13 protein-coding genes are annotated in these 20,136 nt (G+C 57.9%); 4 read left to right on the top strand and 9 right to left on the bottom strand.

Features of this window, described 5'->3' with window-relative positions; translation table 11 throughout:
- Positions 1-9 precede the first annotated feature (9 nt).
- The 3 genes from ACE6ED_RS18575 to ACE6ED_RS18565 form a co-directional block, all read right to left on the bottom strand.
- Entirely contained in the window at positions 10-1,029 is a 1,020-nt protein-coding gene (locus tag ACE6ED_RS18575) for a zinc-binding alcohol dehydrogenase family protein (protein ID WP_410828715.1), read from the bottom strand.
- Positions 1,026-1,994, bottom strand: coding sequence for an aldo/keto reductase (locus ACE6ED_RS18570; protein WP_410828714.1), 969 nt, complete (start codon positions 1,992-1,994; stop codon positions 1,026-1,028). The genes ACE6ED_RS18575 and ACE6ED_RS18570 overlap by 4 nt, the downstream gene beginning before the upstream one ends.
- 274 nt (positions 1,995-2,268) lie before the next feature.
- The gene (locus ACE6ED_RS18565; RefSeq protein ID WP_410828713.1) at positions 2,269-3,102 is read right to left on the bottom strand and encodes an amidohydrolase family protein; all 834 of its coding nucleotides are present in this window, start codon (positions 3,100-3,102) and stop codon (positions 2,269-2,271) included.
- Positions 3,103-3,233: 131 nt separating this feature from the next.
- On the opposite strand from ACE6ED_RS18565, the gene ACE6ED_RS18560 reads away from it, so the two are divergent.
- Positions 3,234-4,106 (top strand): AraC family transcriptional regulator, encoded by an 873-nt coding sequence (locus ACE6ED_RS18560; protein ID WP_410828712.1) that lies wholly within the window; start codon positions 3,234-3,236, stop codon positions 4,104-4,106.
- A 120-nt stretch (positions 4,107-4,226) separates the two neighbouring features.
- Here ACE6ED_RS18560 and ACE6ED_RS18555 read toward each other — a convergent pair whose 3' ends face one another.
- A complete protein-coding gene (locus tag ACE6ED_RS18555) occupies positions 4,227-5,915 on the bottom strand; it encodes a hypothetical protein (RefSeq protein ID WP_410828711.1) in 1,689 nt (562 codons plus the stop codon).
- Between the two features lie 166 nt (positions 5,916-6,081).
- Here ACE6ED_RS18555 and kduI point away from each other — a divergent pair, with 166 nt between their 5' ends.
- The 3 genes from kduI to kduD are packed head-to-tail and all read left to right on the top strand — an operon-like array spanning position 6,082 to position 8,512.
- On the top strand, positions 6,082-6,915 hold the full coding sequence (gene kduI, locus ACE6ED_RS18550; protein WP_410828710.1) for a 5-dehydro-4-deoxy-D-glucuronate isomerase: 834 nt from the start codon (positions 6,082-6,084) through the stop codon (positions 6,913-6,915).
- A gap of 34 nt (positions 6,916-6,949) precedes the next feature.
- The gene (locus ACE6ED_RS18545) at positions 6,950-7,711 is read left to right on the top strand and encodes a DeoR/GlpR family DNA-binding transcription regulator (RefSeq protein WP_410828709.1); all 762 of its coding nucleotides are present in this window, start codon (positions 6,950-6,952) and stop codon (positions 7,709-7,711) included.
- A 48-nt stretch (positions 7,712-7,759) separates the two neighbouring features.
- Positions 7,760-8,512 (top strand): 2-dehydro-3-deoxy-D-gluconate 5-dehydrogenase KduD, encoded by a 753-nt coding sequence (gene kduD / locus ACE6ED_RS18540; protein ID WP_410828708.1) that lies wholly within the window; start codon positions 7,760-7,762, stop codon positions 8,510-8,512.
- 1,456 nt (positions 8,513-9,968) lie between these two features.
- On the opposite strand, the gene ACE6ED_RS18535 is transcribed toward kduD, so the two are convergent.
- The 5 genes from ACE6ED_RS18535 to ACE6ED_RS18515 all read right to left on the bottom strand — a co-directional run bounded on the left by ACE6ED_RS18535 (position 9,969) and on the right by ACE6ED_RS18515 (position 20,125).
- Entirely contained in the window at positions 9,969-12,776 is a 2,808-nt protein-coding gene (locus ACE6ED_RS18535) for a glycosyl hydrolase family 95 catalytic domain-containing protein (RefSeq protein ID WP_410828707.1), read from the bottom strand.
- On the bottom strand, positions 12,769-13,986 hold the full coding sequence (locus ACE6ED_RS18530) for a glycoside hydrolase family 88/105 protein (RefSeq protein ID WP_410828706.1): 1,218 nt from the start codon (positions 13,984-13,986) through the stop codon (positions 12,769-12,771). The genes ACE6ED_RS18535 and ACE6ED_RS18530 overlap by 8 nt, the downstream gene beginning before the upstream one ends.
- Positions 13,987-14,392: 406 nt before the next feature.
- On the bottom strand, positions 14,393-15,529 hold the full coding sequence (locus ACE6ED_RS18525; protein WP_410828705.1) for an oligogalacturonate lyase family protein: 1,137 nt from the start codon (positions 15,527-15,529) through the stop codon (positions 14,393-14,395).
- An 87-nt stretch (positions 15,530-15,616) separates the two neighbouring features.
- The gene (locus tag ACE6ED_RS18520; RefSeq protein WP_410828704.1) at positions 15,617-17,713 is read right to left on the bottom strand and encodes a glycoside hydrolase family 65; all 2,097 of its coding nucleotides are present in this window, start codon (positions 17,711-17,713) and stop codon (positions 15,617-15,619) included.
- Between the two features lie 114 nt (positions 17,714-17,827).
- The gene (locus ACE6ED_RS18515) at positions 17,828-20,125 is read right to left on the bottom strand and encodes an AraC family transcriptional regulator (protein ID WP_410828703.1); all 2,298 of its coding nucleotides are present in this window, start codon (positions 20,123-20,125) and stop codon (positions 17,828-17,830) included.
- Positions 20,126-20,136 lie beyond the last annotated feature (11 nt).

Raw genomic sequence — 20,136 nt, 5'->3', positions numbered from 1 at the left:
ACCCTTGGATTACTCCTCCAGCTCCGCCACGGCTTTGATTACGCCGGATTCCGGCTGCTGCAGCTCCGTGAAACGGTCTGCCAATTCAGCAAAAGGCATCCGGTGGGTAATATAAGCTCCGGTATCGAGTTTCCCAGCCTGCAGCAGGTCCGCGACCCGGCCAAAATCTTCCCGGGTCGCGTTCCGGCTCCCCATAACCGCCATCTCCCGCTTGTGGAATTCCGGATCGTCGAACTGGATGTGTTCCCGCACCAATCCCACATAGACCAACCGGCCGCCATGGGCCACATACCGGTAGGCGCTCTCCATGGAGCGTTTGCTGCCGGTTGCGTCAAAAACGGCCGTCGGGTAATCGCCGCCGGTCAACTCCGCAATCTTCGCCTCCGGGCTGTCCGCCCCGTTGACGGCGGCATCGGCCCCCGCCCAAGCCCGGCAAAAAGCAAGCCGCTTGTCGTTAACATCAAGCGCGATAACCCGTGCGCCGGCCTGCTTGGCGAAGGCCATCACGCCAAGGCCGATTGGACCGGCGCCGATCACCAGCGCGTTTTCCCCCGCCTGCAGCTCCGACCGCCGGATGGCGTGCATGCCGATGCTCAGCGGCTCAAGCAGCGCGGTCTGATCAAGCGTCAGCCCCTTAGCGGGAATAAGGTGCGAGACCGGCACGGCTATCTGTTCGCGCATTCCGCCGTCTTCATGAACGCCCAGCACCCGCATCCTGGTGCAGCAGTTTGTTTTGCCCGCCCGGCAGGCGACGCAGCGGCCGCAGTGCAGATACGGGATGATGCTGACCTGGTCGCCGGGACGGACCCCCTCCGTATGCTCGCCCACCGCTTCCACCACCCCGGCCAATTCATGGCCGAGAATCCGGGGATACGAAAAAAACGGCTGATTCCCCTGATAAGCATGCAGATCCGTGCCGCAAATACCAATCCGCCGGATGCGGACAACCGCTTCCCCTTCCCTGGGGGAAGGCAGTTCAACGTCAATTGTTTGAAGCAGGCCGGGCCGTTCGCAGACGATAGCCTTCATCGGGAACCGCCTTTTTGGGACGCAGCCGCCACGTCATGGTTGTATTCCGCTCTGCCGCTTTCCCAGGATACGTTCTGCACCGGCTTGAGCATATCCAGCACTTCCTCCAGCAGCTCCCCGTTCACCGGTTCCCCGCTCCAGCGGATGTTGTTTTCGATATTCTCCCTGCTGGCCGTGCTGACCAGCGTTGTCGGAACATCAGGGTTCGACGTGGAAAATTGAATGGCAAGCCTGGCGAGATTTTCACCTTTTGCTTCACAATGCTTTGCGGCCAGCTTGCAGCGCTCACGCACTTCTTCCGGGGCGGGATGCCAGTCCGGGAGCGGCCGGGTATTCAGAAGCCCCATCGAAATCGGCGACGCGTTCACAACACCGACGCCCCGTTCCTTAAGCAGAGGCAGCAATTCCAGCAGTGACGTATCATTCAGCGAATAATGACAATACGTCAAAATCACGTCCAGTTCACTTTCCGCAAGCGTCCGTTCAAAAATACGCAGCGGCAGTCCCGACACGCCGATGTAACGCGCCTTGCCCTCCCGTTTCAACCGCTGCAGCGCGGGAATGGCTTCCCCGATCACTTGATCGAACGGCACAAATTCCATATCGTGCAAAAACAGCATATCCACATAATCGGTGCCAAGCCGCTGTAAGCTTGCTTCCACGCTTGCGGCGATATGTTCCGCCGAGTAATCAAATTCGTTTTCCGCGATCCGCCCGGCTTTGGTCGACAAGAGAAACTGATCCCTCGGCAGCTCCGCAATCGCCCGGCCCAGCACGGTTTCCGCCTTCGTTTTCCCGTAATACGGCGACACATCAAAATAGTTGATTCCCAGCTCAAACGCCCGGTGAACCGTCCGGATGCCCTCCCCTTCATCAATATCGCGGAACACCGAACCCAGCGAAGACGCCCCAAAGCTTAAGGACGATACCTTCAGCCCTGTATTCCCCAGCGGTCTGTAATCCATGTGCATGCTCCTCCCGAAAAAAGTGAATTTGCTGTTGAATTTGCTGTTGCCTTAACAACTTCCCTGTTTTAAAAAGGCTCCTCCTGTACTGGCAGCCAAGTCTGACTTGGTTGGCTTGGTTGGCTTGGTTGCCTTGGTGGGCCTGGTGGGCCTAGTGCGCCTGGTGGGCCTGGTCGGGTTGGTCTGCCGGCCGCGTCCCCGGACGCTCAGTTCATGTGCCCGCTTTGTGTACCCGTCAGCTTCACCCGTATAGCGCCGTACCCTAAATCCGGGCCTACAACGGCAGCCGGTAAAACGCCGCGGCGTTCAAACCGAACAGCCGCTCCCGGTCCGTATCACCGCAGGAATCCGGCAGCGTATTTTCCAGCAGCTCCAGCACTTCGCTGTAGCTCCCCGCCAGCAGGCATACCGGCCAGTCGCTGCCGAACATCACCCGCCCGGGACCAAAGCAATCCAGCACATGGCGGACATACGGTTGAAAATCCTCGGTTTTCCAGTCTGCCGCAGCCTCCGTCACCATTCCGGACAGCTTGCACCACAGATCCGGATATGCCGCCAGCTCCGCCATTTGAGCCCGCCAAGGGTCCTGCTGTCCGGCAGCAATCCGCGGTTTGGCAAGATGGTCGATGACCCCGTGCAGATGGGGAACCCGCTTCATGAGGGCTAACGCGGTGTCCAGCTGATCCGCCGTCAGCAGCAGATCCACCGGCAACCCTTCGTCCGCCAGATAAGTGAAGGCTTCCAGCGCCACCGGCTCCAAAATCTCATCCGGCCGCTCCATGTCCTGTATCATGACCCGCACGCCGGCGAATTTGGGGCGGTCCCTCATCTGCTTAAGCTGTTCCCGCCAGTCCGGCAGCCGGGGATCAAGCCAGCCGACCACGCCCACAATGGACTCCGTCCGTTCGGCTAGTTCCAAGATGAAGTCCGTTTCCTCCGCTGTCGGCGCGGCTTGGACCACCACCGTGCCGGCCAGTTTATGCCGCTCCAGATGCGGGGTCAAATCCGGCGGCAGATAGTCGCGGTAGAGCACCGGAATTTCGGGCGTAATCCAGCCGTAGTCCCCCCGTCCAATAGCCCAGTAGTGCTGATGCGCGTCGATTCGCATGCCTTTTCCTCCCTATGGACTCAGTTCGTTCTTTTCTCATCTTAACATCATAATAAATAATTAAAATAACTGATTTTTGCGCTTTCATATCTTTTTTTGATGTCCTATACTGACAGTAGAGGTGAGGGCTGATGAATCCGCTGCGCAAAAGTTTTCCTTCAGACAGCACATTCCCGTTCGAACTGGTTTACCGGGACCGTAAAACCTACCAAAGCGAGCTCCCCGACCATCTGCACGACTGGTGCGAGCTGATTTACGTGCACGGGGGCAGGGGCTCGTTTTTTATCGATCAGACCTTTTACGATATGCGGCCGGGGGATTTGTTTCTGATTCCCGAAAATACAATTCACCGGGCGTTCCCGGACCGGGATGATCCGGTGACGTCCACGGCGCTGTTTTTCCGGCCCAGCCTGGTTCAATCGCCGGATTTGCCCGACGGGTTTACCTTCCTGCAGTGCTTTGAGGAGTCCAGGCTTGCCCAGTCGTACAAAATGGAATGCCGCGGCCCGCTGCTGCTGAGACTGGAAGACAGCCTTGCCTCCATGCACAGCGAACTGTCCCAGCGGCGCCCCGGGCATCTGCACGCGGTTTGGCTGCAGCTGCAGCTGCTGCTGTTTACGCTGGGGCGGGAACGTGCGGCCGCAAGCGCACCCTCGAGCGAAGCCGCGGTTCACGGCGCCGGCTGGATTCAGGATGCGCTGCAGACCATCGACCGCGATCCGGGCGCGGAGCTGGGCTTGGCTGCGCTATCCCGGAAAGCCGCGGTCAGCCCCGCCCATTTCAGCCGCGAATTCAAACGGCTGACGGGAATGAACGTGACCGCGTACGTGACGGCCAAGCGGCTCATCCGCGTGATGGAGCTGCTGCGGACCACCGGGCGGAGCGTAAACGAAATTGCGGCCGCGACGGGCTTTGACAGTCTGCCGCATTTTTACCGGGTATTCAAAAAAGCGACCGGCCTCACCCCCGCCGAATACAGAGCAAAAGAGCGCTCCCCGTCATAGGGGAACGCTCTTTTTAATGGAAATGGTCCACCGAATCGGCCACAATCCCTGTCAAATTTTCAAGCGGCTAGCAGCTAACGGCTAACGGTTAGTGGCTAAACCTTAAACCTGAGCTTAAACCTAAACCCTATAATCCTCGAACCCAACTTCCTTCCCGTCAATCTTCCGGCTGACACGGAGGGACTGCTGCTCTGCTCCACTTTCTTCCCGGACCTCAAGTTTAAGCTCTGCGCCGGGCAGCGTCCGGTATTCCACCGCGGCCGACAAGCCGGGTCCAGCCGTAAACCGCGGCTGCCGGTTCTCCATATATGCCGCAAACTCCTCCAGCGATGACCAGCCGCCCGCTGCACGCTCCTCCGCTCCGGCCGCCTCAACCGCAACACCGCCCGGCATGCCGGAAACAATCACCTCTACGTACTGCTCCCGTTCTGTTAACCGGTACGCTCCGGATACAAAAACGGCAAAATCCACGCCGCCGCTCCGTCCATACAGCGCACCCGGCCGCTGCAGCCACTCTCCCGGCGGCAGCACGCCAAGCGCAAACGGATGCGGATCTGTCTCGGGTACCGGGAACAGCGCAAGCACCGTATTCCGGTTGAACAAGACTTCCATCCGGCCGCTCTGATGCCGCGGGTCGCCCTCCCGGTAGCCCTGACCAGGGTGCATAAAATACAGGCGGTTGCCCTTCCCGCTGCCGTCCACCGGCAGCGAGAACGCCCACCGCAGCTGCTCGTTATCGAATTCCTCCACCCGCTCCCATAGTCCGCCGGCGCCGTATTCCGCCGTCCGGTAGGTGTAGCTGTGGATGTCCGGCTGCTGCGGCTGACCCGGATAAACTTTGCGCGTCAGGCGTTTTTCTTCCGATGGAACGCACCGGTCCAAAGCCAGCGTACGGATGCGCTCGGGCGCTTCATAATACAGGAAACCCGCATACTCCGTCCGGGGCATCGCATCCGGCAGCGGAAAATCGCCGAACTGCACATAATCGAACAGCACATTAGCGTCCCCCGGCACGTCGTGCGGCCAGCCCCGGGAGAGCGGGCCAGCAAAAGCGCCTCCAATATATTGCCTTGCCCGCTGTTCCCAAAGATAATCCAGCATAGCCTCCAGCTCCTTCCGGAGCTCTCCTGCGCCTCCCCGTTCCTCAGCCAGCATAAGCGCGCAGGTAAACGCCTGAACCCAATGCCAGTACCACGGAAGCGCGCCGTATTCGGGCATGCCCTGCGTCCGGATATAATCCAGCGTCTGCTTCAAACTCCGGCGTCCGTCCTCGGTGAGATCCGCATCTTCAAACAGCTGCCCGAAAATTAGCTTTGCCGCCGTATATTTAGCTTCATGATGTCCGTAATGGACAACAGGCTTGCGGAAAAAACCGCTCCGGTAGACGTGCCCCAGCGCACTATGGAATGCCACGCGCAGTCCTGCGCTCAGTTCTTTTCCGTAATGGCGGCAAAAATAAGCCATCAGGCTGCCCATAATTTCCACAGGCAGTTCATGCGGACTCGCTTCCCTCGGCTCCGGATCGAGCCCGAGCGGCCAGTGCCCATACAGCGACGTGCTGGGCGTCCGGTTCTGCAGCCGCAGCACCTCCTCCAGCACCTGTTCGGCTTTTTGCTTCGCTGCGGTTCGGTCCATCTCTTCGGCGGTTTCCGGATCCACTGCAGCCGCAAACAAATAAGAAGCATAATAAAAATTATTGCGTACATCGTCATGGAACCATAAACCCGACGCTTTCAGCGGCATGCGGTAGGCCTCCGCCGCAATTTTCAAGGCGATCTCCCGCCGTCTGGCGTTCGCCGTATCGTTCATTTCATTCCATCCTTTTCGCTCATTTTTACATCCTATACCAATTAAAAGGTAATACAGAACGAAAATAAACGCAATGAGTAACATTAATCACTTGATAAATGAACATAAATGGAGTAAGTTATACCTATATGAACGAAAAATTCATTTTAAGGAGACTGAACATTCCATGGAAAGACGTTTTGCTTCCCATCCGAGAGAGGTCAAGAAGTTCGACACGCAGCAGCTGCGCGAGGAATTCCATGTGCCGGTTATTTTTGCCGAAGACGAGCTGAAGCTGGTTTTGACGCATGAAGACCGCATGATTGTCGGCGGAGCTTATCCGGTGAACAAGTCTGTAGAACTGACAACGGATCTGAAAGAGCTTGGGGTTACTTTCTTCCTGGAACGCCGTGAGCTGGGCGCCATCAACGTTGGCGGCAAAGGCATCGTAACCGTAGACGGGACTGATTATGAAATCGATACGAAGGAATGCCTGTATGTCGGCAAAGGCTCCAAGAGCGTAGTGTTCAAGAGCGCGGACGCCTCCAAGCCGGCCAAGTTCTATCTGAACTCCGCTCCGGCCCACAAGGAATATCCGACGGTCAAAGCGACGCTGGCGGAATCGGAATCTGCGGAACTGGGCAGCATTACGAACTCCAACGAGCGCAGCATCCACCGTCTGATTCACGCGAACGGCGTGCAGAGCTGCCAGCTCGTTATGGGCCTGACCCAGCTGAAGCCGGGCAACATGTGGAACACGATGCCGTCTCACACCCATCCGCGCCGGATGGAAGCTTACTTCTATTTTGAACTGCCGGAGGACGCGGTTGTCGTTCACCTGATGGGCGAGCCGCAAGAGACGCGCCACATCATTATGCGCAACGAACAAGCTGTGATTTCCCCGAGCTGGTCGATTCACAGCGGCGTAGGCACAAGCAATTATACGTTTATCTGGAGCATGGCCGGCGATAACATCCGCTACGACGATATGGACCCCGTATCCATGAAAGAATTACAATAGCAGTAAACTCTTTTACGGAAAGCTGAGGCTGGCAATGAACCCGATACGACGACACGAACTGATTATGGAAGTGCTGCTGAACCAGAAGGATGTCACAGTGAATGAATTGAGCGAAAAGCTACAGGTTACCGGCAAAACGATCCGCGAGGATTTAAGCCGGCTGGAGGAGCAGGGGCTGATTGTGCGTGTGCACGGCGGGGCCGTACTGGCGCAAAGCGACCAGTTCGGCATCCTGCCCTCCAAGGAGCCGCTGGCTACTTTCTCCTCGGAGAAAGCCCAGATCGCCAGACTGGCGCTGAATGCGATCGACGAAGGCGACATCATCGCCCTCGACGGCGGAAGCACCACGCTGGAAATCGCGCGCAGGCTGGACAACATGCCTCTAACTGTCATCACCAATGACGTCTATATCATCAGCGAGCTCGTTCCCAAAGATCGGATCCGGCTCGTCGTGCCGGGGGGCTACCGCGTCCGCAATATGCTGGCGGGCCCTGAGGCCGTCTCTTATGTGCAAACTTTAAATATACAAAAAGCATTTTTGTCGGCTACGGCCGTTCATATCGAACACGGACTGTCGATTTATACAGGCGACCTGCTGGAGTTCAAGCAGGCGCTTGTTCAGACGGCCCGGACTGTATATGCGGCCGTCGATCATCACAAATTCGGCCGGACCGCGCTGCGCACCTTCGCCTCGTTCAGCGAAGTCGACGTACTGCTGACGGACGCGGGGCTGCCCCTGGAGACGGCCGAACAATTTCAGGCAGCGGGCGTTATCGTCGAACGCGGTACCGAATAAGCGGCCGCGGACGGCACTTACCATTTTATCCAAAGGAGCGAATCATTTATGTCTTTATTTAGTCTTAAAGGTAAAACGGCCCTCGTAACCGGAGCGGCTCAAGGTCTTGGTCAAGGGATCTCGCTGGCGCTTGCCGAAGCGGGCGCGGACATCGTATCCGTCTCCTTGACTTCCAGCAGCGAAACGGTCAAAGCCGCTGAAGCGTTTGGCGTCAAAGCGGCAGGCATCGAAGCCGATCTGGGCGACCACAGCAAGCTGCAATCCACTTTTGACGAAGCGCTGAAGCTGACCGGACATGTGGACATCCTGGTGAACAACGCCGGCATCATCCGCCGTACTCCGGCCAAGGACCACAGCGAGAAAGACTGGTTCGACGTTATTAACCTGAACCTGAACACCGTATTCCTGCTGTCGCAAATCGCCGGCCGCCACATGCTGGAAAGACAATCCGGCAAAATCATCAACATCTGCTCCATGCTGTCCTACCAAGGCGGCATCAACGTGCCTGGCTACACCGCCAGCAAGCACGGCGTTGCGGGTCTGACCAAAGCATTCGCCAATGAATGGGCAGGCTCCGGTTTGAACATCAACGCCATTGCTCCGGGATACATGGCTACCGACAACACCGCTCCGATCCGTGCCGACGAGAACCGTTCCAACGCGATCCTCGACCGCATCCCTGCCGGACGTTGGGGCACCCCGGAAGACGTGAAGGGCCCGGCCGTGTTCCTGGCTTCCCCTGCTTCCGACTACCTGAACGGCCACATCCTGTGCGTAGACGGCGGCTGGATGGCCCGCTAAGATTTTTTAGGCTCACCGGAATATATGTTACGTCTGCAATAACTGCACTATCTTTTCTACTAGTCTTACTTGTTATATCTGCTGCATCTGTTATATCTCTGTTATCTGTTATATCTCTGCTATCTGTTATATTGATGTATCTGTTATATCTGCTGTACTTGCACACTGATTTGTCTGATTTGACTGCCGCATAACCGGCGTCTTCCAACACTTAAACGGAACCCGTACCAAGGATATCCTTGGGGGTTCCGTCTTTTTTTGACGAATGATTCATCCGGGATTGAAGAATTAGGAATCAATATATTAGAGTCTGTACGCAAACTTACTTCAGCCATAACCTCATCGAAATCAACTCTAAAAAAGCTTTGATCATGCTCGCTGTCTTTTCGAAGCCCGATCGCTTGCTTGCTGTGCCCCCATTTGCGCCTGCCCCATGCCGGTGGACTTGGACTATGGTTGTATTCATCGTCATCTGCTCAAAGTCGGGCTCAATGGTAACCTGCTTCAGGATTCCATCCCAGATTCCCGCCTTTTGTAGCCCCCAGAGGGGTACAAGTAGACGGACACAGAGGACCTTAATTGCTGATTATTCCGTGTTTTGGAAAAGTGACGGACTCAGATGCACCTATTTACGCGGAGAATCCATAGTTTGCATGTTTTTGGTACGAATAACGGATCTGGAGTCCGCCCGGCCTACCAAAAGCCCCCGAATTTCAGAAATAACGTCCGCTGAGTCCGGAAAGACCTCTGTATCGCGTACTGCAGTAATCCCGCTGCGGGTGTGTCGCAGGAGAGGATTCGTTCCAAAGTATTATCTATAATGGAGATCGATCGGACAATAAACGGGTGACCTTGCCGCCCCCGTCCCGGCTTGGCATTCTTTCCATTTATACGGATGAACAGATTGCACCATGTTATTGTACTGCAATCTGATTAGAGCTCTGCTCAAAGTCGGGTTCAATAGTAACGTGCTCAATGGTAACGTGCTTCAAGATTTCATCCCAGATCCCCGCCTTCTGTAAGCGCCAGAAAAAGCTGTAGGCGGAAGACCAAGGGCCATAATACTCGGATAAATCACGCCACACGCCATGGAGCACCTGTACGGGCAACCCACAATGACATTTAGTATCTGGCGACGGTCTTTAGGTGGTCGACCTCCTTGTGATTTTCGGGCTGGCGGTAAAAACATCTGAACGACTTCCCGCTCACGGTCTGTTATCTCGATCTTCGTCTCATAGCTCATATTTTACCTGACAGTTTGCGTACACACCCTAGTCTAAACATAAATAAGGAGCCGTGCTGGACACGACTCCCGATGCACAACCCACTATAAAGGCGGTTGGCTTCAAGGTATGGCCTGTGAAATAAACCGTTCCCCTGGTATGGGCGGTCTATTTCTTTTTGTTTTAGGTCAGGGCCACGACAAGCGCCACGGCTAACGTCAGCAGCGCAATAATCAGCGCTCCACCCACGGCTCAATCTCCATCCGCTGTCCGGCTTCCAAACGGAATACCAGCTGCGATCCGCCCGCCGCATCGTTCCATCGGCCTCCCGGGCCGATCCGCACACGGCAGTTGGCCCATTCCGGCCACTGTATTACTGCGTCGATCCGACGCTCCGCCGTCAGTACGGCGTGAAGCTCTCCATCTTGGGCCCGCCAACTGAGCGACAGCTTGCCTCCCGGTACGCGCCACCGGGTGAATGAGCCCGCTTGCCAGCCCGGTGGCAGCGCGGGCAGCAGCTTGATCCTGCCGGAGGATACCGAGAGCAGCATTTCCTGGACGGCATTCACCCAGCCCATATTCGCGTCAAGCTGGACGGGCGCGGACGGAACATCCATGCAGATGCCCATTCCCCGCCAGTCATTATGCAGTGTAAAAAAATTCGGCAGCAGGCAGGAGCGGGCCAGTGCAGACAAGCTGTCCTGCGCGCTTCCCCCGTCCCCCAGCCGGGCATAAACGGATGCCATATGGGCCAGCGACCAGCCGGTCTGCGCGCCGAGCCTGCGCTGCTTCACCGCCTGCTCAAAACCCCGGAACAGCTCGGGGTCGCTTTCCTGCGTAATCTCCCGGCCCGGGAATACCGGATACAGATGCGACAGATGCCGATGATCCTGCCTGTCCTCAAAGGCAGGGTGCTGCCATTCTCTGACCGCGCCGGCTTCGTTGAGCTCATATTCGGGCAGACCGTGCAGCAGCCCCTGCCATTTTTCAATATCTCCGCTGTGCAGTCCGGTTAACCGGGCCGCTTCAATCGTATGGCGCAGCAGCTCCTTCAGGATGGCGATATCCATCGTTGCATTGATGGCGGTCGGCATCGGGTGAGCCATCGGCCGGCCGTCTTCCGGCATAAAGTTCAGCGGGGTATTTTCCGGCGAAACCGACGGGTAGATGCGGAACTGGCCCTGTTCGTCCTGTACGAGAAAATCCTCATAAAAACGCAGGGTTTCCACCATAAAGGGGAGCGCCCTTTCCCGCAAAAACCGCTCATCTCCCGTAAACCGGTAATGCTCATAATAATGAGCCGCAAGCCAGCCGGCCGCCCCGGTCCAATTCAGGATAACCGGCACGATTTGGGTCGGCAGCCCGATTCCCGGCGTGGTTGCCGCCGGAATGAAGATTCCCCGGCAGCCGTAGAGCTTCCGGGCGTTGTCACGGAAGTCATCCATCAGCGCCTCATAATGGCGGAATAACCCCGGAACCAGGGAAGACAATCCGCCTACGGCGGCATGCCAATACATCATCTGGATGTTTTCGTTCGCCATATGATGGCCCCACATCAACCGGTAGTCGCCGCCCCACAGACCGTACAGCCCAAAGGGAAGCCCTTCCTCCGACGTCCCGCTGATGAACAGGTAGCGGCCGTACGCCCACATTTTGCGGACAAGCTCGGGCGGCGCCGTCCCTTCGTACGCTTCTATCAGCAGTTCTTCGTTGCTGCGGCCGGAGCTGGACGCTTCAGCGCTGTTGCTTTGGCTGCGTACTGCGCTACTTTTAAAGCTCCTGCTCGGCGCACCCGTGGCAGAAATGCATCTGCTGCCTGGTAGTCCAAAGCCGTTTCCGCTGCCGGTGGACGCTTCATCGCCATCGCCCCCGCTGCCGCTGAATCCTTCACCGCCCAACTCCAAGTCCGCCGATTGAAACAGCGGCCGATGTAGGGCTGTATGCCGGACAAGCAGTTCTTCCCAGCCGATGCCGCTTAGTTCGGACAGCTCCTGCCGCAGCCTCGCCCACTGTTTCTCGGGGTCCCCCCCGGTGAACAGCTTGATAAGCACCCGCACCGGGCCCGCAAACGTCAGACATGCGGCGGTTTCAGCTTCTACCGGAGGCTGCACCCGCTCCCCAGCTCCACCAGCAAGGTCCATGCCACCGCCTTGCCGCCCCCGGTCCACACCTCTGCCGGAAGCCTTCCCGCCCGCTCCACGCACAATCCGCAGTACCGCCCCATAGGGCTCGCCGTCCCCGCTGGTCCCCGCATAGCAGAGCGTATCTTCGCCAAAACGCCTGACGATAATGGAAGCCTCCAGCCGCTTGAATGCTTCATCCTCCCTGACTCGGTCCCCCGGCGGAAAGGTCAAGGCGACTTCGCCCCGGGGGATATTGGAGGCTCCGGAAACAGCAGCTGTCTGTGTTCCATCCGATAACAGAGCGGCACTGTCTTCTATGCAGCTATTTTCCATGCAGCCGCCTTCTATTTGGTAAACAATACAATCATCCGCCCGGGAGACAAACAGCCGCCGTGCATACCTTACTTTCCCTTCCCGCCAGCGGACGGTTACGACGCCCGTTTCCATATCCAGCTCGCGGCGGTACTCTGTAAACGGCGAAGCTGCAGGCATCGTTACAGTCAAGGCAGCCAGCGGAAACCGGGAAGCCAGTTTACTGGCGTATCCCGATTCCCGCAGCGTATCAGCCAAATGACGGCTCGCCTCCCGGTAGTTGCCTTCATCCATTATCCGGCGCGTCTCAGCGAGCGTGCCGCTGACATCCGGCAGCGGATCCCGCTGCCCCCAATGCCACAAGCCGCCGTGCTGCAAAAGAATCGTCTCGTCCTTGACCCCGCCATAGACAGAAGCCCCGATGCGCCCATTCCCGGCGGGCAGTGCTTCCCGCCACAGGCCTCCCCGCCAGGAGGCCGGATACCGCATCTGTAGAACATTACGGCCATCCTGCTCCATATGCGGTATACCGGTAGTTGGCGCTTGATCCGCTGCATGGTCCGCTTTCTGCTCCACACGGTCCTGCCGCATCCTTGGATCAGCCATTCTGCAGCTTGCCTTGCCCTGACTCAGAAGAACCGCCGACCTGCAGACCGCCTTGCCCTGATACCGCTGGATCATCTGCCCGCAGACGCTCCATCTCAATGCTGGCCAACAGGAAGGGCGCCACGCCCATCTGGACATCGCTGACAACTGCTTCACTCAGGTAGTATTCATACGAGCCGTCACGATATTTACGGCCGCCGAGGCCCGCTCCATGGCAGATTCGGTGCAGGTGCACGCCCTTTCCGTCTTCGTCTTCGGTAACGAATTCATGCAAAATACCGGCATATGCCCGCTCGACGACTATCGGGTCCAACTCGGCGAGATAACGCAGACGCAGCCCCTTGGCTAGCGCATAGGTCAGCATGCAGGATGCCGACGCCTCGAGATAATTGCCCTCCCGTCCATGCTGGTCCATAACCTGATACCATAGGCCGCTGGCCTGATCTTGGTTCCGCGCCACCGCTTGCGCCAGCCGCTCGAACAACCCCATAATCTGCCCACGCTGCGGATGATCAACCGGGTAATGCTCCAGCGCATCGACCACCGCCATGGCGTACCAGCCCATCGCCCGGCCCCACACATGGAGCGAGCGTCCGGTGGCATTGTTGCACCAGCGCTGCTCGCAGCTCTCATCCCAGGCATGGTGCAGCAGACCTGTGCGCGGGTCGCGCGTTTTTCGCTCGATCAGCAGGATCTGGCGGGCCGCTTCATCCCAGCCTTCAGGTTCGTCAAACACCGCGGCATACTCCGCCAAAAACGGCGAAGCCATATAAATGCCGTCCAGCCACATTTGGTACGGATAGATTTTTTTATGCCAGAATCCGCCTTCAGTGGTGCGCGGTTGGCTTTTCAGCTGAGCGAGCAGCAGCGCGGCGGCCTTCCGGTATTTCTCTTCACCGGTACGCTTCCACATGGCGAACAGGTTTTTGCCCTCATTAATCATATCCAGGTTATAGTCTTCCAGCGTGTAAGACGGAATCGTCCCGTCCTCCGCAACCAGACCGTCCATGTGGTGCATCACGGTGTCCGCATATTTTGCTTCTCCTGTCCAGTCGGCGGCGCGGTTCAAAGCCATCAAGGTCATGCCCGCCACATATCCCCATTTCCCCGCAATCTTCGGATGATTTCCGCAGGTGCATTCGGATAAAAGTGTATCGGCGATTTTTCTGGACCACGAGGCGGGTTTCGCTGTTTCCGTAATTAAGGCCATGTCTTGGTTCCTCCTCACGCATTGCATCGTTATTAAGTAAGATTTGGCCAAGGCAAGAGCTATCGGGGTTCCAGGGTTCCAGGGTTCCAGGGTTCCAGGGTTCCAGGGTTCCAGGGTTCCAGGGTTCCAGGGTTCCAGGGTTCCAGGGTTCCAGGGTTCCAGGGTTCCAGGGTTCCGAGGTTCCGGGGTTCCGGTTGCCGGGATGTTGGGTTGTTTGTTGTCCGGTTGTTTGTTGTCCGGTTGTTTGTTGTCCGGTTGTTTGTTGTCCGGTTGTTTGTTGTCCGGCTGTCCTGTACGGATGTTTTGACATTTCATCTTCTCGTTTGTTCATTTGTTCATCTATTGAACTAACCGGTTACCCGATACCTGATCCGTCCAGCCATCATCCGCCCTGTCTCTGCGCGGCCTACAACAACGGGAGCTCCTCCAGCGTCTCCGGCAGGTCAATGAGGTACAGATTAGCGTATCCCGTCCGGTCGCTCGTGAACAAAATCCGGCCTCCATCCTCCGTAAACCGGGGATGCGCATGCACCAGCTGCGAATGAAAGCTGCACCGCAGCTCGCACAGCACACGCGGTCCATCGTATTGCCCGTCGCTGCCGCGCCGCCAGAGACAAAGCGTCTTCACCGCACCTTTGCCGTCCACAACGAACTGTCCGCTGCCGTCACCGTGCGCGTGCCAGGTGTCAAAACCAAATTCAATTTCTTCTTTGTCCGTATTGTCGTAACGTACGCTCCCGTAAAAATTCGTTCCGTCGGGGCGAAAGCCGTGATACCCGATCCGTTCGCCGTCCGGCATAAAGCACTCATGGCCCACTTTTTCACCGGGAGCTATACGTTCGCGGATTTTCCAGCTCTTGCCGCTGCGCAAATCCAGCCCCCAAATCCGGTGGTCAACGAGATGCCACGGCCCTTCATGGCAAAAAGTCAGCAGCCACTCCCGGGTGGGCGAAGCATTGATGTGGGTGATGAAACACCGGTCCCGGTATACTTCGTCTACCGAACCCGACTCCAGGTCAAGCCGGATGATCGCGCTGGACGGCGCGGCTTCCATCAGCTCCCGGTGGCCGACGTACCCGTTGCCGAGGTCCAGATCCAACCGGTCCGACAGGTCCTCCTGAATACAGGTGAGGACGGATAAACCGTCGCAGGTGCAACTGAGGTTGCCCATGCGGTATCCCGGCGGACAGCTGTACAGCAGACGCTCTTCCAGGGTCTGCAGATTGAGTACGATCACCGAACCCGAGGTACGGAGCAAAGCATGCGTCCCTTTCGGGTGAAGACAGGCGCTGAGTTCGTCCGCATCCGGATAGGCGGTCAGCTGTGTCATTTCCCCGCTCTCCAGATGCAGCGAAAACAGATTGGTTGCGTTGTCCCGGTCCGACAGAAACAGCAAGCGGGCTCCCCCGTCATACCAGCCGTTTTCCGTAAAATAAAGATGGCGGCTGTGCGCCTTGTAATCGGTCAGCTGCCTGACAGGAAGACCGGTGATCCGGTCCGTGTACGTCCTGCTTTCCGGCGGAAAAACCGTTCCTTTTTTCATAGTGTCACTAGCTCCTTTCCTTACCTTTCTGTTTATATCAAGGACCCGCATCCACAATGCGTCCAGTTTTAAGGGGCGGCGCCAGCTTTACGGCAGCGGCTTTAGCCCTTCCCAGCGAACGTTCCAGTTCCCGTCCTGCGGAAAACCCGGGTTATGTGTTTGGAAGTGCTGCTCTCCTGCATCTTCCAGCGCTTCTTTTCCCCAGCCTGCAGCCATCATGGCGATGGTGGTCAGCAGACCGCCGTTGCCCGGCAGATAAGCCCACAATCCAGGCCGCTGATAATTATGGCCGCTTGGCAGATAGGTGTTTTTGGTCGCCTCCATCAGCAAAAAGTCCACCGCAAGCTCCCGCTCGCCCAGCCTCGCAGCCGTCATCGCGCACATGGGAAAATCCCAGCCCCACGCCGACTCCCAGTCCCAGCATTCCTTAACCTTCAGCAGCGTGGCTCGCATCGTCTCCGGATCAACCAGTGAACCGGAGAGCAGTCCAAGCGCGCCGAGCATAGATGGATGGTCGTGGTTTTTTCCGGTAAACGTATCCGGACAGCGTTCATGCGCCAAATACACACCGTCCTGCACCGCCGGACTTGCCATATGCGCCGCCGTATGCGCCCAGGCCGGATCGGGCGTGATACCCAGCCGCTCCGCCCATCTCACAGCGGTTTCCAGTCCGGTTTTCCAATATTCGAGTTCATAAGGCGGATTGATGCTGTCCTGCATCGCATGGTTTTCCTGAGCCGGAATCAGTGGAGGGCCCAGCACGTATGCCTGCCGGTTCTCCTCCCAATGCGCATAGGACACCATAAAGTCGGCCGCTTCAAAAACAATCTCCTTATAACGTTCCAGCAGCGCCGGGTCCGGGTCGGCCAGATAACACAGCTCCGCCAGCGCCGTCGGGTGCGGCTGCTGCCAGATGAGGCCTGGCGCCACGGGTGAAGGCGTCTGTTCGCCGTCAAATCCGACCATTTTGGGCCATCTGGCTCCTTTATAGCCCTGGGAATTGGCAAGCGCTTTTGCTTTGGGCAGCAGCTCCACATACCAGTCCATGCTTCTTAGAAGAAGTTCTTTGCGCCCCCATAGCGGAAAATGGGCGGCATGCCACCAGTGCATCTCCAAATGCAGCTTGCCGAACCAGCTGTTATACAGCAGACCTGTCTCCTGAGGCGGCAGCGAACCGCCGCTGTGAACCGCGCACAGGAATTGGGACAACACCACCCGCCGCTCCAGCTCGGCCGCGCGCGGATCGGTGCATTCACTAAAGTCGATTGCGGCGCCTTCGGTCCAGAACCGCTCCCAATAAGCGGCGCTTTCGCGGTTTATTTCCGTCCAATGAACGGCCTTCATCGCGGCGTGAGATTCATCCGGGGCAAAACCCACCGTGCAGGACCAGACGTCCAACCCGTTATCAACATGGGGCTTGAGTGTAAACGTATGCGGTCCGGACCGCTCCAATCTTCCCCCGTCCCAGGCCCACCGGACAGCGTAGGATTGTCCGTCCATCGTCCGCTTAAACACCGCCTTGCGCTCTCCGTTCTCCTGAAGTTCGGTCAGATGTCTGTCGTCCCGCTCCCATTCGGGAAAAACGGATTTGGCCCAGCTGCGGTGCGTCATATCCGGTGCCGGGAAACGCAGATACAGCTGGAGTCTTCCGGCCGCGAGCAGCCGGGATGCCACCCGGACGCCCAGGCAGTCCAGCCGGGGGTGGCAGGCGGTCTCGACCCGGATCTCCTCCTCTTCATAAGCAAAAACGCTATGCAGCACGCCGGTCCACAGGTTCAGCTCCTGACGGACCGGCCGTACCTCATCAAGCAGGGCCTCTCTTCCGTCTTCCGACAGCAGGCGAACAGCCAGCCTGCCAAGCTGGAGCCGGTGCGGATTTTGGCGCAGCCAGTGATAAGCTTCCTCCTTGTCTTCCGGCTTCATCGGGTAACGGACCTTGCGGCCATAGGTTTCGAATTCCTGAAACACGATATCTTTTTCCGTATAGCGGCCGGCTCCTCCGGTATAATGCCAACCCCAGTTGGACTGGGTGCCAAGCGGGACCTCATAGCATTCCGGATAGCTTTGCAGCCCCGTAAAATCCGCGCTGAACGCAAACTCCCCATTGCCCACCGCAAGCGGCGACAGCGGCTGGATCTCCGTCAGGACAGGATCATTCCGTTTCACGATTTGTTGTCTGTTCATCAATTTGGCATCCCCTCCGGACGTCACGGGGATGGGAGCGGAGCACGGCTTCCGGAAGCTTTCACTAGCGATCCTGTTTCTTAGTCCAGTTCTCCGAAGTTTGGCCCCGTCCAATTAGGACTCCATGGCGGATTGTCCCTGACTGCGCATAAGCTCCCGGTATTTCCCCGGCGTAACGTCCTTATATTTGCGGTACACGCGGATGAAGCTGTTTTCATGCTGGTAACCTACTTTAGAAGCGATTTCGGAAATTTTGTAATCCGTGTTCACCAGCAGCTCGCAAGCCCGCTCCATCCGCAGTCTTGTAAAATAACCATGTATCGTCTCGTTCATCTCCTGCTTAAACAGCTGGCTCGCCAGGCTGACGCTGATGCCTGTATGCTCGGCGATCTCCTGGACGCCAACCGCATCCTCCAGATGCCGCTCCATAAAGGCGACCATCTGGCGGCAGAGCAGATAATCCTTGCTGTGCAGCCGGCTGCCGAGGCTTTCCGCCAGCGCTGCCGCCTGCTTCCGCAGCAGAACCGCCGCCGCTTCCAAATGAAGCGTCCGGATACCCGCCAGCTCCTCGGGACGGAGGCAGGCCTCCTGCCCCCGCCCGGCGCGAATCCGCTCCAGCCGTCCGGCGGCAGCCTCAAGGAGATCCGCTGCCGCCTGCGGATGCCAGGCTTCTTCCTGCACCTGGGCGATCAGCCGGTCTACCGCTTTTTCCGCTTCCTCAACGCTGCCTGTTTCCACCGCTTCTTTGAGCCGGAGCAGCAGCCGGTCCTCTTCCCGGGCGCTTCCGGCAGCCTCCTGGCCGGCGGCGGCTTCATAAGCAATGGCCTGCCCGTAACCCGCATACAATCTGTATGCCAAGGCGTCTTCGGCCTCCAGCATGGCCTGTTTCAGCCGCATGGCGCCGGAGTGGCTGCCGCTGAGTCCTGCCGTCAAGCCGAATTTCAGCAGATCCGCTATGCGGCCGATCGTCTCGGTAAGCGCTGGCTGCAGGATTTCCGTTCCGCCGCGCAGCGGCTGGAACAGCGCCAGCATGCGGTCGCCGCCAAGATCGGCGGTCAGCACCCGGAAGCGCTCCGACATCAGCTCGTCGACCATGTTCGCGATGGCGTATTTCATCAGCGAATGGTCCGCCTTGGAGAAGCGGGCGCACCACGAGCCGAAATCATCGACGGACAGCATCGCGACCGCAAGCGGTGTTTCCTCCCAGCCGCGGAAGTAACGGGCCCACTTTTCCCCGATTTCACGGCTGCCGCTCAGGTTCCCGGTATAAATATCCGACAGGAACTTGGAAGCCGCCTCGGGCATCGTCTGCCGCAGATGTCCGGTCAGCCGCGCATGATCGGTCAGCAGCTGTCCGGTGATTTTCTCCAAATCGAGCACGCCGGAGCCAAGCTGGCCGGTATCGTATTGGCTGAACAGCTGCCTGAGCCGGCGCACCGGTTTAAACGCCGTGCGGTTCACGGCGACAATGGCGGCCAGACCTGCCGCAAGCGCAGCGACGGAGACGAGAATGACGGCGTTCCGGATTTTTTGGGCGTTGGCCAGGAGACTGTCCTGGGACACGACGGATAAATAACGCCATCCGGTGACGGGCGAGATGATTTGGGACGCGAGCAGCCGCCGTCCGTCATGTTCAAATTCATCCAGCCGCTCATCGCCCAGACTGGCGAGCGCTTTGTCGGCCGCAGCGGCATCGATGCCGCCTCCGCCCAGCGTTTGCAGCAGGCGGTTGTTGTCGCCCAAAATAAAACGCCGGCTGTCCAGGTGAGACACGGAAGGCGGCAAAAGCTCGCTGAACAGCTCGCTTGTTTTAAAATTCAGCGCAACGATGCCTTTGTATTGGCCTGAAATCATGATTTTGCGGAACAATGTAATCTGCTCGGCTGCGTTTTCTCCACCCGCCGGGATGCGGCGCTGCTGCACGAGCATCGTCCGTCCCCCAAACTGGTTCTCCACCTCCGTCCAGTCCGAGTCGGCAAAGTTCGCCCGGCTGGAGCTGTAGCCCTGCGGGAACGCCACAAAGCTGTCCCGTTCCGCATCATAAATGTAAGCGCTTTTAATATAGCCGGCACTGCTGATCGTCGCCTCCATAAACCGCACCAGTTCGGTAATATTGGCGTAGGAGGCCTGCTCCTTGTCGGTCAGGAAACGGTAGGTGCCCCGGTTCAAGGCGATTTTGATCGCAATCTGGTTGCTTTCCCGGATGTATTCGTCGACCGACTTCATGCTGATCCGGAGCATCTGGTGCTGCGGTTCGCTAAGCTCCTGCTGAAGCACCGATTTGGACGTATAGTAATTCGCCAGCCCTACCGATACGATCAGGACAAACACGGCCAGGGTCAGGATGAGCAAAAGTCGGGTCTGTGCATGGGTCACATTGTATTTCAACCATTTCCGGAGGGGTCCGGCCATTACAATCCCAC

Source organism: Paenibacillus nanchangensis (assembly GCF_046543445.1).
Classification (GTDB): domain Bacteria; phylum Bacillota; class Bacilli; order Paenibacillales; family Paenibacillaceae; genus Paenibacillus_AQ; species Paenibacillus_AQ nanchangensis.
The sequence above is the reverse complement of the archived record's forward strand: the minus strand, read 5'-3'. Positions and strand labels throughout refer to the sequence as shown.